Annotated in this window: 16 protein-coding genes; 7 read left to right on the plus strand and 9 right to left on the minus strand. The window is 43.2% G+C overall.

Annotation, left to right across the window (positions count from 1 at the left end):
- Positions 1 to 136 precede the first annotated feature (136 nt).
- Positions 137 to 973 (plus strand): DMT family transporter, encoded by an 837-nt coding sequence (locus tag AZH43_RS05860; RefSeq protein ID WP_067667546.1) that lies wholly within the window; start codon positions 137 to 139, stop codon positions 971 to 973.
- A 106-nt stretch (positions 974 to 1,079) separates the two neighbouring features.
- Here the strand turns inward: AZH43_RS05860 and AZH43_RS05865 are convergent, their stop codons facing one another.
- A complete protein-coding gene (locus AZH43_RS05865; RefSeq protein WP_067667549.1) occupies positions 1,080 to 2,315 on the minus strand; it encodes a pyridoxal phosphate-dependent aminotransferase in 1,236 nt (411 codons plus the stop codon).
- Between the two features lie 385 nt (positions 2,316 to 2,700).
- Positions 2,701 to 3,528: a type I methionyl aminopeptidase gene (map, locus tag AZH43_RS05870; protein WP_067667551.1), complete on the minus strand. Its 828-nt coding sequence runs from the start codon at positions 3,526 to 3,528 to the stop codon at positions 2,701 to 2,703.
- A gap of 207 nt (positions 3,529 to 3,735) precedes the next feature.
- Between map and rpsB the strand changes: the two genes are divergently transcribed.
- The 6 genes from rpsB to AZH43_RS05900 all read left to right on the plus strand — a co-directional run bounded on the left by rpsB (position 3,736) and on the right by AZH43_RS05900 (position 8,321).
- Positions 3,736 to 4,485, plus strand: a complete 750-nt coding sequence (gene rpsB / locus AZH43_RS05875) for a 30S ribosomal protein S2 (protein ID WP_067667552.1) — start codon at positions 3,736 to 3,738, stop codon at positions 4,483 to 4,485.
- 141 nt (positions 4,486 to 4,626) lie between these two features.
- Positions 4,627 to 5,505: a translation elongation factor Ts gene (tsf, locus tag AZH43_RS05880; RefSeq protein WP_067667554.1), complete on the plus strand. Its 879-nt coding sequence runs from the start codon at positions 4,627 to 4,629 to the stop codon at positions 5,503 to 5,505.
- Between the two features lie 187 nt (positions 5,506 to 5,692).
- Positions 5,693 to 6,214: a DUF3465 domain-containing protein gene (locus tag AZH43_RS05885; RefSeq protein WP_067667556.1), complete on the plus strand. Its 522-nt coding sequence runs from the start codon at positions 5,693 to 5,695 to the stop codon at positions 6,212 to 6,214.
- A gap of 93 nt (positions 6,215 to 6,307) precedes the next feature.
- Positions 6,308 to 7,147 (plus strand): AraC family transcriptional regulator, encoded by an 840-nt coding sequence (locus AZH43_RS05890; protein ID WP_067667700.1) that lies wholly within the window; start codon positions 6,308 to 6,310, stop codon positions 7,145 to 7,147.
- Between the two features lie 152 nt (positions 7,148 to 7,299).
- Positions 7,300 to 8,004, plus strand: a complete 705-nt coding sequence (locus AZH43_RS05895) for an AzlC family ABC transporter permease (protein WP_067667558.1) — start codon at positions 7,300 to 7,302, stop codon at positions 8,002 to 8,004.
- Complete coding sequence (locus tag AZH43_RS05900; protein ID WP_067667701.1) at positions 8,004 to 8,321, plus strand: AzlD domain-containing protein; 318 nt, start codon at positions 8,004 to 8,006, stop codon at positions 8,319 to 8,321. The genes AZH43_RS05895 and AZH43_RS05900 overlap by 1 nt, the downstream gene beginning before the upstream one ends.
- A 92-nt stretch (positions 8,322 to 8,413) precedes the next feature.
- Here AZH43_RS05900 and AZH43_RS05905 read toward each other — a convergent pair whose 3' ends face one another.
- The 7 genes from AZH43_RS05905 to AZH43_RS05935 form a co-directional block, all read right to left on the minus strand.
- Complete coding sequence (locus AZH43_RS05905; RefSeq protein WP_067667702.1) at positions 8,414 to 8,869, minus strand: Mpo1 family 2-hydroxy fatty acid dioxygenase; 456 nt, start codon at positions 8,867 to 8,869, stop codon at positions 8,414 to 8,416.
- A gap of 309 nt (positions 8,870 to 9,178) precedes the next feature.
- Entirely contained in the window at positions 9,179 to 9,790 is a 612-nt protein-coding gene (locus AZH43_RS05910; RefSeq protein WP_067667560.1) for a septal ring lytic transglycosylase RlpA family protein, read from the minus strand.
- 286 nt (positions 9,791 to 10,076) lie between these two features.
- On the minus strand, positions 10,077 to 11,078 hold the full coding sequence (gene mltB, locus AZH43_RS05915) for a lytic murein transglycosylase B (RefSeq protein WP_067667561.1): 1,002 nt from the start codon (positions 11,076 to 11,078) through the stop codon (positions 10,077 to 10,079).
- A 771-nt stretch (positions 11,079 to 11,849) separates the two neighbouring features.
- The gene (locus AZH43_RS05920; protein ID WP_067667562.1) at positions 11,850 to 12,500 is read right to left on the minus strand and encodes a hypothetical protein; all 651 of its coding nucleotides are present in this window, start codon (positions 12,498 to 12,500) and stop codon (positions 11,850 to 11,852) included.
- 25 nt (positions 12,501 to 12,525) lie between these two features.
- Entirely contained in the window at positions 12,526 to 13,341 is an 816-nt protein-coding gene (queF, locus tag AZH43_RS05925; protein WP_067667564.1) for an NADPH-dependent 7-cyano-7-deazaguanine reductase QueF, read from the minus strand.
- Positions 13,341 to 14,114 (minus strand): ABC transporter permease, encoded by a 774-nt coding sequence (locus tag AZH43_RS05930; RefSeq protein ID WP_067667567.1) that lies wholly within the window; start codon positions 14,112 to 14,114, stop codon positions 13,341 to 13,343. The genes queF and AZH43_RS05930 overlap by 1 nt, the downstream gene beginning before the upstream one ends.
- On the minus strand, positions 14,111 to 15,046 hold the full coding sequence (locus AZH43_RS05935) for an ABC transporter ATP-binding protein (RefSeq protein ID WP_067667569.1): 936 nt from the start codon (positions 15,044 to 15,046) through the stop codon (positions 14,111 to 14,113). Before AZH43_RS05935 ends, AZH43_RS05930 begins: the two co-directional genes overlap by 4 nt.
- Positions 15,047 to 15,119: the final 73 nt, after the last annotated feature.

The following is a 15,119-nucleotide window of genomic DNA, read 5'->3' on the forward strand; positions in this document are numbered from 1 at the left end:
TGAATGATGGCGTTTTTGAATTGCAGGATTCAGTCATCTGTAATGTTTATAAATTGAATCAGAAAAACGATATAGATTTAATGGGATAGTTTCGATATATCTATAGCATCATGCTATTGGATAAGGATGCTCAAGCATGCTGTTTAAAATTTGCATTGCCATGCTGGCTTTTGCGGCAAATTCAGTTTTATGCCGTTTGGCGCTGGCTGAACAGCAGATTGACCCGATGAGTTTTAGTCTGATTCGGGTCGGCAGCGGAGCGGCGGTTTTGCTGCTGCTTTATTTATTCTCTAAAAATATAGACAAAATAGAATGGAATATTAAAAACGGTTTTTTTCTTGCATTGTATATAGTCGCTTTTTCTTTGGCTTATGTGCATATCGATGCCGGTGTGGGGGCGTTGCTGCTCTTTGGTACAGTTCAGCTATGCATGGTGGGCTATGGCATCTGTCATGGTGAAAAAATCAATGCGCGCCGCGGCACTGGCTTGGCAATTGCAATTTTAGGCATATGCATTCTGCTGCTGCCGGGGGCATCTGCGCCAAATCTTATTTATGCTGCGGTTATGGTGCTGTCAGGAATTGGCTGGGCCATGTACAGCATCGCGGGTAAAAATATGCAGAATCCGATGGCCAGTTCTTTGGCGAATTTCATTATGGCGATTCCTTTTGTCTTACTGGCTTATATCGTTTTTTACAGTCAGAGTTTTGTACAGCCTAGAGGAATGGTTTTAGCCATGCTGTCAGGCGGTTTAGCGTCCAGCGGCGCTTATGTCCTGTGGTACGCCATTGTGAAGCAGATTGACCGTGTAACGGCCAGCAGCGTGCAGCTGTCTGTACCATGTTTGGCCATTATTGGCGGCGCATTGTTTATAGGTGAACCTTTGAGTTTGCGCATTATAGTTTCAGCGGCAATTGTTTTGGCTGGGATTGGCTTGGTGATTTGGGCTTCGTCAGAGAAAAAGAATGTTTAGAAAACTAAGGGAAATGATTCAATCGTACATGTTTTGAAGCTGTTAAATTCAAACCATAAAAAACCCCGCGAAATTTGCGGGGTTTTAAAAATCTAAGCGCTAAGTCTTAAATTATTTTTTTTTCAGCAGCAATTGAAGCAATCGCAGCGTCAACGCCTTCGATTGAATCAGCCGCTTTCTTGATACGTGCAAGCGCATCAACAAGTACTTCGTCAGCAGTTGCATAAGAAATACGCATGAAGCCGCCTAGACCGAATGCATCGCCAGGAACGACAGCAACGCCAGTTTCTTCTAGTAGCCATTCAGAGAATTCTGTGCAAGATTTTAAACCTTTTGCACGAATTAATGGTTTGATATTTGCATATGCATAGAATGCGCCATCAGCAGGTAGGCAAGAGATACCGTTGATGTCGTTCAAACCAGCCATTACTAAGTCATGACGGCGTTTGAATGCTTCAATCATTGGCTCAAGAACATCTTGAGGACCATTCAACGCAGCTTCTGCAGCAACTTGCGAAATAGAAGTCGGGTTAGACGTTGATTGAGATTGGATTTTTTTCATTGCGCCAATCAATTTAGCAGGGCCCGCTGCATAGCCGATACGCCAGCCAGTCATTGCATATGCTTTAGACACACCGTTCAGAACGATTACGCGGTCATAAAGGTCAGGCGCAACAGTCGCGATGTTGTAGAATTCATCATCCCAACGGATTGGTTCGTACATGTCATCAGAAGCAACCATAACTTCTGGGTATTTACGAAGAACATCAGCCAAAGCTTCTAATTCAGCTTTAGTGTAGATCATGCCTGTTGGGTTAGACGGGCTGTTCAAAACAACAAGACGGGTTTTGTCTGTAATCGCTGCTTCTAATTGAGCAGGCGTGATTTTGAAACGCTGTTCTTCACCGCATTTTACGATAACAGGAACGCCTTCAGCGATGATCACCATATCTGGATAGCTTACCCAGTAAGGTGCAGGAATAATCACTTCGTCGCCTTTGTTTAACAAAGCCAGCGCCAAGTTAAAGAATGACTGTTTGCCGCCGCAAGAAACCAAGATTTGGTTTGCAGCATATTCAAGGTTATTGTCGCGTTTTAATTTCGCAATAATTGCTTTTTTAAGGCCAGGAGTACCGTCAACAGCGGTGTATTTTGTAAAGCCGTTGTTAATCGCTGCAATTGCTGCATCTTTGATGTGTTGTGGTGTGTCGAAATCAGGTTCGCCAGCGCCCAAACCAATAACGTTTTTACCCGCAGCTTTTAATTCAGCTGCTTTGTTCGTTACCGCAAGAGTTGGGGACGGTTTGATGGCATTTACACGATCAGAGAGACGTACGTCCACGGCAGTATTCCTTCTTATAGGGATTAAAAATTAAAAAGCACACTATCTTAGCCTAAAATGGTGCATAAAGGGGAGTGAGATTTGCGCCAATCTAAAAAAAGTCTATAAAAAGGCAATGGTCATTATTCAAGTGAATAAAAAATAGAAAAATCTTGGCATTACGAATTAATTAAATTGATAGGTTCGCTTCAATGCTGTGCGCAGATGCTTGTTTGCAAGGCATTTTATATCGCTGATGCAGCGGCTAGAAGCTTAAATTATTTATGGCAGCAATGGATAATAGCTGGAGCCGTATGGGCAATATAGTGCGCATCATTTCAATAGATGTGAAAAAGACCGCCCGTAAGCGGTCTTTTAGGATATTTTACAGGACTATGTGCGCCGCTTATTTTTGAAAACGGGAAAGGTCTTCTTCTTGACGCGCAGTCAGCACTTCAACACCGTTTTTAGTAACCAGCAGCGTATGTTCATACTGGGCAGACAGGCTGTGGTCTTTAGTCACAACAGTCCATTTGTCGCCTAATAATTTAGTTTTCCAGTCACCGCCGTTAACCATCGGTTCAATGGTAAACGTCATGCCTTCTTCTAAAATCATGCCAGTATTGGGCTGGCCGTAATGAAGCACTTGCGGCTCGTCATGGAAAACCGTGCCAATACCGTGACCGCAATATTCACGAACCACGCCAAAACGTTCAGATTCCACATATTTTTGAATTGCGTGGCCAATGTCGCCAATGGTTGCACCCGGCTTAACGACTTCCATGCCGCGGTACATGGCTTCTTGAGCTACTTTGCATAAGCGGTTTGCAAGAATTGATGTTTCACCGCCGACGATGTACATCATGTTGGTGTCGCCGTGATAGCCATCTTTGATGACAGTCACATCAATATTCAAGATGTCGCCTTTTTTCAGCACCTTGCTGTCAGATGGGATACCGTGGCAAACCACGTGATTCACTGACGTGCAAATCACGTGCTGAAATGCTGGGCGGCCCGGCGCTGCGCCGTAACCTAAACACGCTGGAATTGCATCCTGTTTATTGACAATATAGTCATGACAAATCGTATCAAGTTCCAGGGTAGTCACACCGGGAACAATATGCGGTTTGATCATATCCAGAATTTCTGCAGCCAGCCGTCCAGCCACACGCATTTTTTCAATTTCGTCTGGTGTTTTAATTAAACGGCGGGGGGCTTCGTAAGTACTGATCATGATCTTTAAAAACTTTTGGAAATTTGTATGTGACTATGGTATAAATAGCCGCCCATTTTATCAAATGCTTTTTCGTGAATAAATTTCACGGGCTTTGTGCGATGGGGCAATAAAATCCGCACATATATCGACACATTTCTCTGGGTGCCCTTTGGGGTGGAGAATGCGGATATATGGAGGCCTAACCCAAACTTTAAGGTAAAGAAAATGGCAGATTACAACGTAAGCATGCGCGACCTTCTTCAAGCAGGCGCTCACTTCGGTCACCAAACACGTTTTTGGAATCCAAAAATGCGCGAATACATCTTCGGCGCGCGCAACAAAATTCACATCATCAACCTTGAGCACACTGTTCCTGCGTTAAATGATGCTTTGAACTTTGCTAACAACTTGGCTAGCAAAAAGAACAAAGTTTTGTTCGTTGGTACAAAACGTGCTGCTTCTAACATCATCCGTGAGCAAGCTCAGCGCGCAGGTCAACCATACGTTGATCACCGCTGGTTAGGCGGTATGTTGACTAACTGGAAAACTCTTCGTCAGTCAATCAACCGTTTAAAAGACCTTCAAACTCAATCTCAAGACGGTACTTTCCTTAAGCTGACTAAACGTGAAGCTTTAGAGCGTACTCGTGAGATGGAAAAACTTGAACGCGGTCTTGGCGGCGTTAAAAACATGGGTGGTTTACCTGACGCATTATTCGTAATCGACGTTGATCACGAAGCAATTGCAATCAAAGAAGCTAAAAACCTGGGTATTCCTGTAATCGGTATCGTTGATACAAACTCTAACCCAGACAACGTAGATTACGTTATTCCTGGTAACGATGATGCGATCCGTGCAGTTACTCTTTATGCTTCTGCTATGGCTGATGCGATTCTTGCTGGTAAAGAATATGCTCAATCACAAGCAAATGCGCAAGCAAAAGCTGAAGACGTTAAAGAAGCTCCAGAGGCTTAATGCGTTTGACGCAAGCTTGTCATTTTTGCGACATGTGATGGTGGCAATGTAAGCGTCATGTATGCAGACGGCCCATGAGTATCCTCTGGGCCGTTTCTGTTCTAAAAAGAATTCATTTTCTACCGAATCTAGGAGATAAACATGACTGCAGTTACAGCAAGCATGGTTAAAGAATTGCGCGACCGTACTGGCCTTGCAATGATGGAATGTAAAAAAGCATTAACAGAAGCGGGCGGTGATATCGAATTAGCGATTGATAACCTTCGTAAATCTGGTCAAGCAAAAGCGGCTAAAAAAGCGGGCAACATTGCAGCTGACGGCGCAATCACTATCGCTCAGGAAGGCAACAAAGCGCTTCTTTTAGAGGTAAACTGCCAAACTGACTTCGTTGCTAAAGACGAAAACTTTGCTGGTTTCTCTGCTAAAGTTGCTGCTGCCGCACTTGCTGCTGGCGTTGTTGATCCTGCTCAAATTGCAGAATTGAAACTTGAAGATGGCCACACTGTAGAAGAAGCGCGTATTGCGCTTGTTCAAAAAATCGGTGAAAACATCCAAGTTCGCCGTGCAAAAATTGTTGAAGGCGAAAACCTTGCAGTTTACAAACACGGTCTGAAAATTGGTGTAGTTGTTGCTTACTCTGGCGATGCTGCGACTGGTAAAGGCATTGCAATGCACGTTGCTGCATTCAACCCTGTTGCTGTAACTGAAGCTGAAGTATCTGCTGAACTTATCGCTAAAGAGAAAGAAATTGCTGAAGCGAAAGCAATTGAATCTGGCAAACCAGCTAACATCGTTGAAAAAATGGTAACTGGTTCAGTTCAAAAGTACCTTAACGAAGTTGTACTTGAGAACCAAATGTACGTAATCGACAACGACAAAAAAGTTGCTGACGTACTGAAAGCCGCTGCAACAACTGTTGCTCAATTCGTTCGCTTTGAAGTAGGTGAAGGCATTGAGAAGAAAGCAGAAATGAGCTTCGCTGACGAAGTTGCTGCTGCTCAAGCTGCTGCTGCTCAATAATTTTTTGCCTGTATAGGCTTAAATTATTTGCAGAGAAAAGCCCCTTTATTGGGGCTTTTTTTATGGATGGCTTTGGCTGAATACGCCGCTGCTTGTATATGGCTGTAATAATAAACATAAAACATATAATTATCAGAGGATTGATCTGCTTTATAATGGCCGCAATGATTTACACATTAGATAACTTATGGCGAATAAAACAAATATAGGCATAGGCGCGGTTATTGCATTGCTGGCAGCGGCGTATTTCGGCATTGATCTGCAGCACAATAAAATGGAGCAGTCTGCGTCTCCACATGTTTCTGAGGAGCAGCTGCCTGCGGAGGTCAAAGTGCAGCATGACTCTGCGCAAATACAGCAGCATCAGCGTCAGGACGATACTGCAAAAATTGCGCAAGCATTTGCACAGCAGCAAAGCAATGTGCAGGTACAGGCCAGCGGACAAGTCAAGGCGGTACTGCGTGATGATACAGAAGGATCAAAACACCAGAAATTTATTTTGAAACTCAGCAACGGGCAAACTGTTTTAGTCGCGCATAATATTGATTTATCACCAAGAATTCAAAATCTGCAAAAAGGTGATATGGTCGAATTTTATGGAGAGTATGAATATTCAGGCCAAGGCGGAGTTATTCATTGGACGCATTTAGACCCGAATAAACGCCACGAAGATGGCTGGTTAAAGCATGATGGGAAAATTTATCAGTAAAAAAGCTGCGATTGATAAAGCTCAATAAGCAATTTTGTTCTATGCACGCGTTAAAAAATAGCTATGTTAGGTGTTCATAAGGCAGGAGCAGTCATGCAAGAGAACAAAGCGCTTGAATTTGCAGATTATTGGCATGTCCAAGAGCTGGGCGGGCTGGAGCTGCTGAAAGCATCCTATCAGCAGACTCAGTTTTCAAAACATACGCATGAAGGCTATTGCATTGGTTTGATTGATGAAGGGGCTCAGTCGTTTTTGACCATGGGGAGTCAGCATATTGCACCGAAAGGGGACATTATTTTGGTGAATGCGGATGAAGTACATACCGGTTCTTCAGCGGTGGACACGGGCTGGCGCTATCGGGCGATTTACCCGACTCCAGAGATGATGGAGGAAATCAGCGCCGGATTTTTCAGAGAAGCGGGTGCAGCCCCGTGGTTTCCGCAAGCCGTGGTGCATGATGAGGGGCTGGCGGAGCAGTTGCATTTGCTGTTCGATTTATTGCTGCAGCCTAAAAATGCATTATTTAAGCAAAGTTTATATATTTCTACACTGGCCTATTTATTCGGTAAACATGCGCGGGAAAAACAAAGTTTAAAATCTTTACCTGAAGCGCAGCAAAAAATTCAGCTTATACAGGAATTCTTGGCCGCTGAACCCGAAAAAGAGCATCAATTGGCCGAATTAGCGCAGATGGCGGGTTTAAGCCAGTGGCATTTATTGCGCCAATATAAAAAATATACAGGATTGCCACCGCATGCCTGGCTGGTGCAATGCCGTTTGCGTAAATCGCTGAAACTGCTGAAACAGGGTCAGGACATTGCTTTAACTGCACAGCTGTGCGGTTTTTCTGATCAAAGCCATTTTACACGGCATTTTAAGAAGTCGTTGGGCTGCACGCCTGCACAATATATATTGCATAAAAATTCCGTATAGCTTTTCAGCATGCGCAGCTATTTGCATCAAGCATGTGTGTAAAACCGCTCTATTTCCTATATTTGCATGTATGCATACCGCAATTTTGTTCAATTAATTCAGTGTATTTGGATTCATTCTTTTTAGAAATTGGAACTCGGGATGAATCCGTAATGATGAAAACATGGCCTAATTCAGCGAAGGGCACTCCGTCTTTAGGCTTTTGGCAGGGCGTGCAGGATATGCTGCCGCTGTCTATTGCTGTTATTCCTTGGGGGATTCTAGCTGGATCTGCAGCAGTCAATGCGGGATTAAGCTTAATGCAGGCGATTGGCATGTCTGCTTTTGTATTTGCGGGCGCCGCGCAGCTGGTCAGTTTGAGCATGCTTTCAGCAGGCGCATCTGCTGTCAGTATTGTCCTCACCATATTTTTCTTAACCAGCCAGCATTTTATTTATGCCCTGCATTTAAGGGATGAAGCGGTCAAATTGCCGTTGGCAAAACGGCTCTGCCTTGGTTTTTTACTGACGGATGAACTCTATGCCACCGCTATGCTGAATGAGCAGCGGCCTTATAAATATTTATTGGGAGCCGGGTTGAGCTTTTATCTGTGCTGGGTGGGGTTCAGCATCGCAGGTATTGGGCTGGCTGCAATGGTTCCGAACTTGTCTACCTTCCATTTGGAGTTCTCGATTATTGTCATCTTTTTGGTCATGGCGGTTTTGCTGCTGAAGAACAGGCTGGCAATTGTTGGCGTATGTGCCTCAGCGCTTTTTGCAGCGGTGTTTTCTTGGCTGAAACTGGAAGCGGCTATTGTGCTGGCAGGGCTTTGCGGCATGCTGGCCGCTGCATGGCTGGATTGGAGAGGGAGCAAATGATGAGTTGGATTTTATTATTTGGCCTGACTGCGGTGACTTTTTTTAACCGCTACCTTTTTCTGGAGCCTAAAACAGCCATTAAACTGCCTGATTTTACCCTGCGTATGCTGAAATATGCAGCGCCTTGCTTAATGGTTTCCATTTCTACACCGATCGTGTTTTTCGAGCACAGTGAATGGAAGGGAATCATCAGCAACAGTTATTTTTATGGCGCTATTTTTGCTGTTTTTGTGACCGCAATGACGCGTAAATTGCTGATCAGCATTGTGCTGAGTTTGCTGTTTTTTTATTTAATGATTTATTTTTTCAATTTTTAATAATTAGATGAAAATAATTCAAATAAGAAGGCTGGTTTGATGAAAAAAGCTAAACAAAAAGCCTTTTTTATCCCAGTTAGAAAATAAGTGCGCTAAATGCTCGCCATTTGCGTTTTTTGGCGGGTTTTCCATTTAGAGCTAACTTTACCTAGATACGCATCTACACACCATATAGGGCCAATGAGGAGGAATTGAAGATCTTTAAAGAATGAAGGTTTTTTCCCCTCCACTTTATGGCCATAAAATTGTCCGATCCATGCCGCAATGAACAGCGCGATGTATAGACCTGCACTTGCAGGCAATGTGAAAATCAGCCATGCCATCACTAAAGTCAGCGCTGCCATGGCAATGGCTAAAACAATATCCAGCCGCGCATAGAATATCATTGCCATAACAATTAAGAGGGCCGTCAGCAGAACACTGAAGTGAGCGAGAATGCCGATGATTGAAAAATAAATGGTCGGTACGCAGATCCAGTGGATCAGCTTATTGGTTTTGTTCTGATGGCTTTCACTGTATTCATCAAACCATTCGGTGACTGTTTTCATGCGGGATCCTTGCTTCAGTTTATTCCTGAGTAAAATATAATCAACAAATGCGGAGCCGTCAAAATATTCAAATCCGCAGTATGCCGGATTGGGTTTGAGGTTATGCATTAAAGCATCCAAGCTAAACTGAGGATGCCTGCATACGGCGATTTTGCTTGTTTGGAAAATGCAGTGCGTTATGGTGATGTTCGGTTTATTCGGGCTTGTGAAAGAACCTACCGTTCAGCTGGTGGGGCATCAGGCTTTTAAATGCAATGAAATGAAAAAAAGCCGCAGAGCGGCTTTTAAGTCAAATGCAGCAGTAAAGCCTTAAGAGTTCGGACCGTCTACACGTTCAATGTTGACACTTGCAGTACCTGAGTTGGTAATGCCAAGCTGTTTAGCTGCGCCATAGGAAAGATCCAGTACACGGTTGCCATGGAATGGGCCGCGGTCATTAACTTTCACCACAACGCTTTTACCGTTGTTTTTATTCGTTACACGAATAAAGCAGTTCAGCGGCAAGCTGCGGTGCGCTGCGGTTAAGCCATTCATATCGAATGTATCGCCGCTGGCAGTTTTACGGCCATGAAATTGACGGCCGTACCACGAAGCGGTACCTGTTTGGCTGAAGCGGCGAACAGTGTTGGACGCAACAGTATTCAACTTCTCAATCACTGAAGGCTCATCTTGAGGGATTTCAATTTTTGCAGCAATTGTTTCTCGGCGGATTTTGTCGCCAGAACGCTCAGTGATTGAAAGGCTGCTGAGGTTTTTAAAATTTGAGTTAAAGCTTTGCGCTTCTTTGTTTAAAGCACGCGCGGCAAGACGAGAATTGTCGTTATCATTGGTAAATGATGACTGAACCATCTCGGCTTGTGATTGGCTTAGGGCAACCGTCGTGGCAACCGCTAAGACATACTTAATAAGTGATGACTGCATTGTTTATCTCCCAAGGGCATTTTTGCAGTTAATTTCAACTGTTTGAAATTTATGCAATGTTGCCTGTTATTTCACTTTTGCAACTACATTTGACGAAATGGATAATATTCATGCAGTCAACAGGCTGTCTAGTGTTTAATTAAAATAGTTTAAAAAAGCACGAAAAACACACAATCATTGATTAAAAAATAATCAATAGTGTAACAATATATGTAAAACGCCTGTTTTGTAGTCTTTTTCTTAATTTTTTTTATTGACTTTTACTTTCCAAAGGAAATTACCGGCCTTAGCGGCTGGTAATTTCAGTCCCTAAAAGCCATAGCGCAGTGGCATACATGCGGCTTTTGTTGTAGGTGGTAATCACCTGAAAATTGGGATAAGTAATGTAATAAATTGGCCCATAATTTTCTTGCAGCTGTATGACATTCACCAAGTCTAAGTCATCTATTTTTACAATAGGATTCAAAGGGCTAATGCCTTGAGTCTTTAAAACGCCGTATGGCATGGGCTGATTTAAATCTGCAGAAATGACGGCTGCGGGATTGCTTCCTGAATAGCGGGCAGGAAATGCAATAGGCTGATTGCGCTGCCAGCCATGCTGCGCGAGATAATTTGCAATGGAGCCGATGGCATCTACAGCAGAATTTCTTAAGTCGATATGGCCGTTGCCGTCATAGTCCACGCCAAATTTAGGAATGTTGCTCGGCATAAATTGCGGATAGCCCACAGCGCCGGCATACGATCCGACAATTGAATTTGCCGGTACGCCATCTTTATATGACCAAGCAATTAAAGCGCTTAATTCATCTTGAAAATATGCGCCGCGGCGTTCATAGCCAAAACCTAGCGTTGCCAGCGCATCACGGGTGACAAAATTGCCTTTATTGGCGCCAAAACCGGTTTCTACGCCCAGAATGCCTAAGATGATCGACTGAGGGACACCAAACTGCTGTTCCGCCCGGTTTAGCGTATCTGCATATTGCTGTTTAAAACGGACACCGCGCTGAATTGTGCTTTCAGCTAAAAAGTTGGTTTTATATTCATACCACGGCTTGCTTTCACCTGGACGGTTCATAATATTGATGATATTGGGCAGGTTTTTTGCGCCATTCATTGCCCAATCGACCTGTTCTGCACTTAAGCCATAGGTCTGCATGGTTTTTTGTTTAAAATTAAAATATTGCGGTGAATTCTGAAAGTCATTCGCTTGGCAAAAACTGGTGATCGAAAGTGCGCCAGCAGCTAAGGCCAAAGTTTTAAGCTTCTTATAGAAATGTTGTTTAAACATATTGGGCTGAGTTCCAAAATTATTATCAAAACGTATCAAATGACCGTAATGCGCTAAAAGATGCAGGAGGATGTCAAAAGCATCAAAAAATGCTGAATTTAAGTGGCGTGTTGCCTAATTTCCTAAGATAACACTCATGGGCTGCAAGTTAACAAAAAGTTCTATAAAAGCAGACAAGGATTGATCAAAAGATAAAGCCTCATCCTTCATTTATGCAGATTTATACCTATATATAGTAGAAGAATTTATTTGCCTGCAAAGAACTGTATTGAAAAAATGCTTATCTCGATTTTCCGCTGGAAATAATCAGGTGAAAGCAGGCTTTTACAGGAATGCCGTTTGAAAATTTTAATGATATGTCCAGCTTTTTAATGTTTGTATTTTGATGGCTTTATCTATGTCAATTCGATGCTGCATTTCTTGATGTTTTTAATAAGCGATCAATTCGAGCGGCACGCTCCAGACACCTTCGGGTTTGGATTGCATGCATGCGCAAAGCTGTATTTAAAGCAGACGTGTATAAGGGCTTTATAAAGGGTTTTAACTTTAAGAGGTCTGATTGAAATACATATATAGTCATTAATGCGCAAAACTTGAATTTTTATTCAAGCGCACATTTATGCTGGCCTGCTGCAATGCGCTGCAGCTGATATTTCTTTAATCAAGCAAAACACGAACTAGGATAAATATTAATTACTGCTCAACTGCCGAATATAAAAAAGCCGCATCTTTTTAAGCGCGGCCTTTTTCATTCAATACCAGCAGGGCAACTTATGGATTGAACATTGGGTCGTGTGCTTCGGCCAGTGCACCTAATTCTTCTTTGGTTAAGTTCGGGAAGATTTTATCAATGGCGATATGAATGGCTTTAATGACTGCAGATGAGCCGAGGTCAGCGGCTTTGCGCTTAATCATGCCCAAATCTAGAGTTTTATTAAAATCATTCATAAAATGACGCACAGTCGCTTCTGCAAATTGTTTGTACAATGCGGCAAATGCTGACTTATTAATGTCATTTCCAGCTTTAATCTCTGCATAAGAGGCTTTTAAGTTGGCAACTAAACTGCTGTCCAGCGCTTCCCCGACACGTTTAGCGCCGGAAGCGTCAGAAAATAAGCTCCGCTCAGAAAATTCAATCGATTGCTTGACTACATCATTATCAGCTTTGCTGAGCAGCTGCTTTAATAGAACGGCAACGGTTGATTTTACATATCCTGCCAGCTTCTCAGCTGTATCGCGCTTGTCACTGGCGGGGAATAAGCGAACTGGGCCTAGAATTGTCGCATCAATAATTTCATCATTGATCAGCAGGGCTGTTTTATCCCGTAAAGGATACAGCGGCTCACTGGAATTCTTTTTGCTGTGGCCAGTCTCAATGCTGTTTAAAAGCGCTTCAGATGGAATAAAACCAAAAAATGGCATCGTATAAACCTCAATGTTCTTTATTTTATTGTCGCGCCAATCGAATTGGGCGAGGCATCCATGTTAAGTCCGATACACGGCAAGGGTTAATGTCTAAACCGCCGCGGCGTGTATAGGCAGCATATACCATGAGCTTTTCAGGCTTCAGGTTCTGCCAAATGTCAGCATACATCTGTTCCACGCATTGCTCGTGGAAACCGTTGTGCTGGCGGTACGAGATAATATAAGCCAAAATACTTTCATAAGACGGCTTTTTACCTTGGTATCTTATAAATACCGTGCCCCAGTCCGGTTGTCCAGTGACTGGACAGTTACTTCTGAGTAAATGTGAATACAGCTGTATTTCAACATCTTCAGCGTGCGCATGATCTAAAGCCAGCAATGCCGCATTGGGATGATTTTCCAAATGTGCCGGTGACAGATCATCAATACAGATGCCTTCAGGCTGCGATATGGCGACATCATCGGCATGAAATAAATCTATAGTGACAGGCGCTCCTGCAGCAGCGGATAAATCTTTTTCAACCAGCGCTTTAAACTCATCTTTGTAATTGAACTTAGTAAAGTTCATGCTGTTAAAATATAGCTTTAAAGATTTTGATTCGATCAAATTCGGTGAAACTGCAGGCAAAGTCAGACGGCCAATCGCCACTTGCGGAATACCGGCATTATTCAGCCAAGAAATTTCAAAAACATGCCACCAGTCTTTGCCTTGCTGAATGCCTTCTACATGCGCATAATTTTCGCGGGCAGCAGCGCGGGCAATCGGAAACAGAATATCGGGCTGATATTCTGTTGGATAGTTAGTGTCTTTACCTAAAAGAGAATGTTCTACACTCATTATTCACGCATTCCTGAACCACGAGAAAGTAAATAGTAAGCAATGCCGTAAAGTACAGCACAGCACAATGTGACAACCGCAAGTGAAATGCCAACGCTGACATCGCTGTGGCCTAAGATGCCGTAGCGGAATGCATTGACCATATACACAATGGGGTTAATTAAAGATAAATTTTGCCAAAATGGACTGAGCGCCGAAATGGCGTAAAACACGCCGCCTAAATAGGTCAGCGGTGTAAGGACGAAAGTTGGGATAATTGAAATATCATCAAAAGATTTAGCATATACCGCATTAATAAAGCCGCCCAATGAAAATAAGAAGGAGGTAATGAGCACGGTATATATAGTCACAAACCAATTGGTAATATAGAGGTCTGTGAAAAACAGGCTCATGGCTGTAACAATAATGCCGACCAGCACGCCGCGGCAAACACCGCCCAAGACATAGCCCCATAAAATAGCATGCAAAGGGACAGGGCTCATAATCAGTTCTTCAATGCTTTTTTGAAATTTTGCGCTGAAGAAACTTGAAGACACGTTGGCGTAGCTGTTGGTAATCACGGCCATCATAATTAAGCCGGGAACAATAAACTGCATATAGGTGAAACCGCCCATGGTGCCAATGCGTGACCCGACTAAATTGCCGAAGATCACAAAGTAAAGGCTCATGGTAATGGCTGGCGGCAGTAAAGTTTGCGGCCAAATCCGCATAAAGCGGCGGATTTCTTTATGTACAAGAGTATAGAGTGCGACTTTTAGCTGACTTAAATTCATTGCGCGGCTCCATCAAGATTTTTTTCAACCATTTTTACAAACAGCTCTTCTAAACGGTTGGATTTGTTGCGCATGCTGCGCACTTGAATGCCTTGAGCTTCCATTAATTGGAATAGCTCATTTAATGTATGCGCTTTGTCCATTGTCACTTCTAAGGTGACAGGGTCGATCAAATTAAAACGCACGCCAATAATATCGATATGCAGCGGTTCAATCGGCGCGGCCAAATCAAAGATAAAAGATTCTTCGTTTAGCTGATTTAAGAAGTCTTTCATACTGGTATCTTCTTTAATCACGCCGCGGTCAATAATCGCAATACGGCGGCAGAGCATTTCGGCTTCTTCTAAATAGTGCGTCGTTAAAATGATAGACGTGCCTTTTTCATTCATTTCGGTCAGGAATTCCCACATCGAGCGGCGCAGTTCAATATCGACACCCGCAGTCGGTTCATCCAATATCAGCAATTTTGGCTCGTGCATCATGGCGCGGGCAATCATCAAGCGGCGTTTCATGCCGCCTGACAGCATGCGGCCCTGAGTATTGCGCTTTTCCCATAAACCGAGCTTTTCTAAATATTCTTCTGCACGCTTTTCCGCAATTTTCTTAGGAATACCGTAGTAGCCGGCTTGAGTGACTAAAATATCAAAGGTCTTTTCAAATTGTCCAAAGTTGAATTCTTGCGGGACGACACCTAGGCACTGCTTCGCTTCAGAAGGGTGAGTATCTAAATTATGCCCAAAAATTTCCACGCTGCCAGACGTTTTTTTAGTCAGTGAGCTGATGATGCTGATAGTGGTTGATTTACCTGCACCATTTGGACCTAATAGCGCATAGAACTCACCTTCAGGAACGGTTAAATTGATTCCTTTCAGCGCTTGAAACCCGTTTTTATAGGTTTTAGATAAATCCCTTAGCGTCAATGCATCAGTCATGAAAATATTACCTGGTGAATAATGGGGCTATTGTGAGCGAATTGACTCAATAAACCAAGTAATTCACAGGGAA

The sequence above is a fragment of the Acinetobacter pragensis genome (genome assembly GCF_001605895.1).
In the GTDB taxonomy this organism is placed as follows: domain Bacteria; phylum Pseudomonadota; class Gammaproteobacteria; order Pseudomonadales; family Moraxellaceae; genus Acinetobacter; species Acinetobacter pragensis.

Excerpts from the sequence above, each read along its gene's own strand:
- tsf (WP_067667554.1), top strand. The coding sequence starts at position 4,627 with ATGACTGCAGTTACAGCAAGCATGGTTAAAGAATTGCGCGACCGTACT.
- AZH43_RS05890 (WP_067667700.1), top strand. The coding sequence starts at position 6,308 with ATGCAAGAGAACAAAGCGCTTGAATTTGCAGATTATTGGCATGTCCAA.
- queF (WP_067667564.1), bottom strand. The coding sequence starts at position 13,341 with ATGAGTGTAGAACATTCTCTTTTAGGTAAAGACACTAACTATCCAACA.
- AZH43_RS05920 (WP_067667562.1), bottom strand. The coding sequence starts at position 12,500 with ATGCCATTTTTTGGTTTTATTCCATCTGAAGCGCTTTTAAACAGCATT.
- AZH43_RS05895 (WP_067667558.1), top strand. The coding sequence starts at position 7,300 with ATGATGAAAACATGGCCTAATTCAGCGAAGGGCACTCCGTCTTTAGGC.
- rpsB (WP_067667552.1), top strand. The coding sequence starts at position 3,736 with ATGGCAGATTACAACGTAAGCATGCGCGACCTTCTTCAAGCAGGCGCT.
- AZH43_RS05935 (WP_067667569.1), bottom strand. The coding sequence starts at position 15,046 with ATGACTGATGCATTGACGCTAAGGGATTTATCTAAAACCTATAAAAAC.
- AZH43_RS05885 (WP_067667556.1), top strand. The coding sequence starts at position 5,693 with ATGGCGAATAAAACAAATATAGGCATAGGCGCGGTTATTGCATTGCTG.
- AZH43_RS05900 (WP_067667701.1), top strand. The coding sequence starts at position 8,004 with ATGAGTTGGATTTTATTATTTGGCCTGACTGCGGTGACTTTTTTTAAC.
- AZH43_RS05860 (WP_067667546.1), top strand. The coding sequence starts at position 137 with ATGCTGTTTAAAATTTGCATTGCCATGCTGGCTTTTGCGGCAAATTCA.
- map (WP_067667551.1), bottom strand. The coding sequence starts at position 3,528 with ATGATCAGTACTTACGAAGCCCCCCGCCGTTTAATTAAAACACCAGAC.
- AZH43_RS05910 (WP_067667560.1), bottom strand. The coding sequence starts at position 9,790 with ATGCAGTCATCACTTATTAAGTATGTCTTAGCGGTTGCCACGACGGTT.
- mltB (WP_067667561.1), bottom strand. The coding sequence starts at position 11,078 with ATGTTTAAACAACATTTCTATAAGAAGCTTAAAACTTTGGCCTTAGCT.
- AZH43_RS05905 (WP_067667702.1), bottom strand. The coding sequence starts at position 8,869 with ATGAAAACAGTCACCGAATGGTTTGATGAATACAGTGAAAGCCATCAG.
- AZH43_RS05930 (WP_067667567.1), bottom strand. The coding sequence starts at position 14,114 with ATGAATTTAAGTCAGCTAAAAGTCGCACTCTATACTCTTGTACATAAA.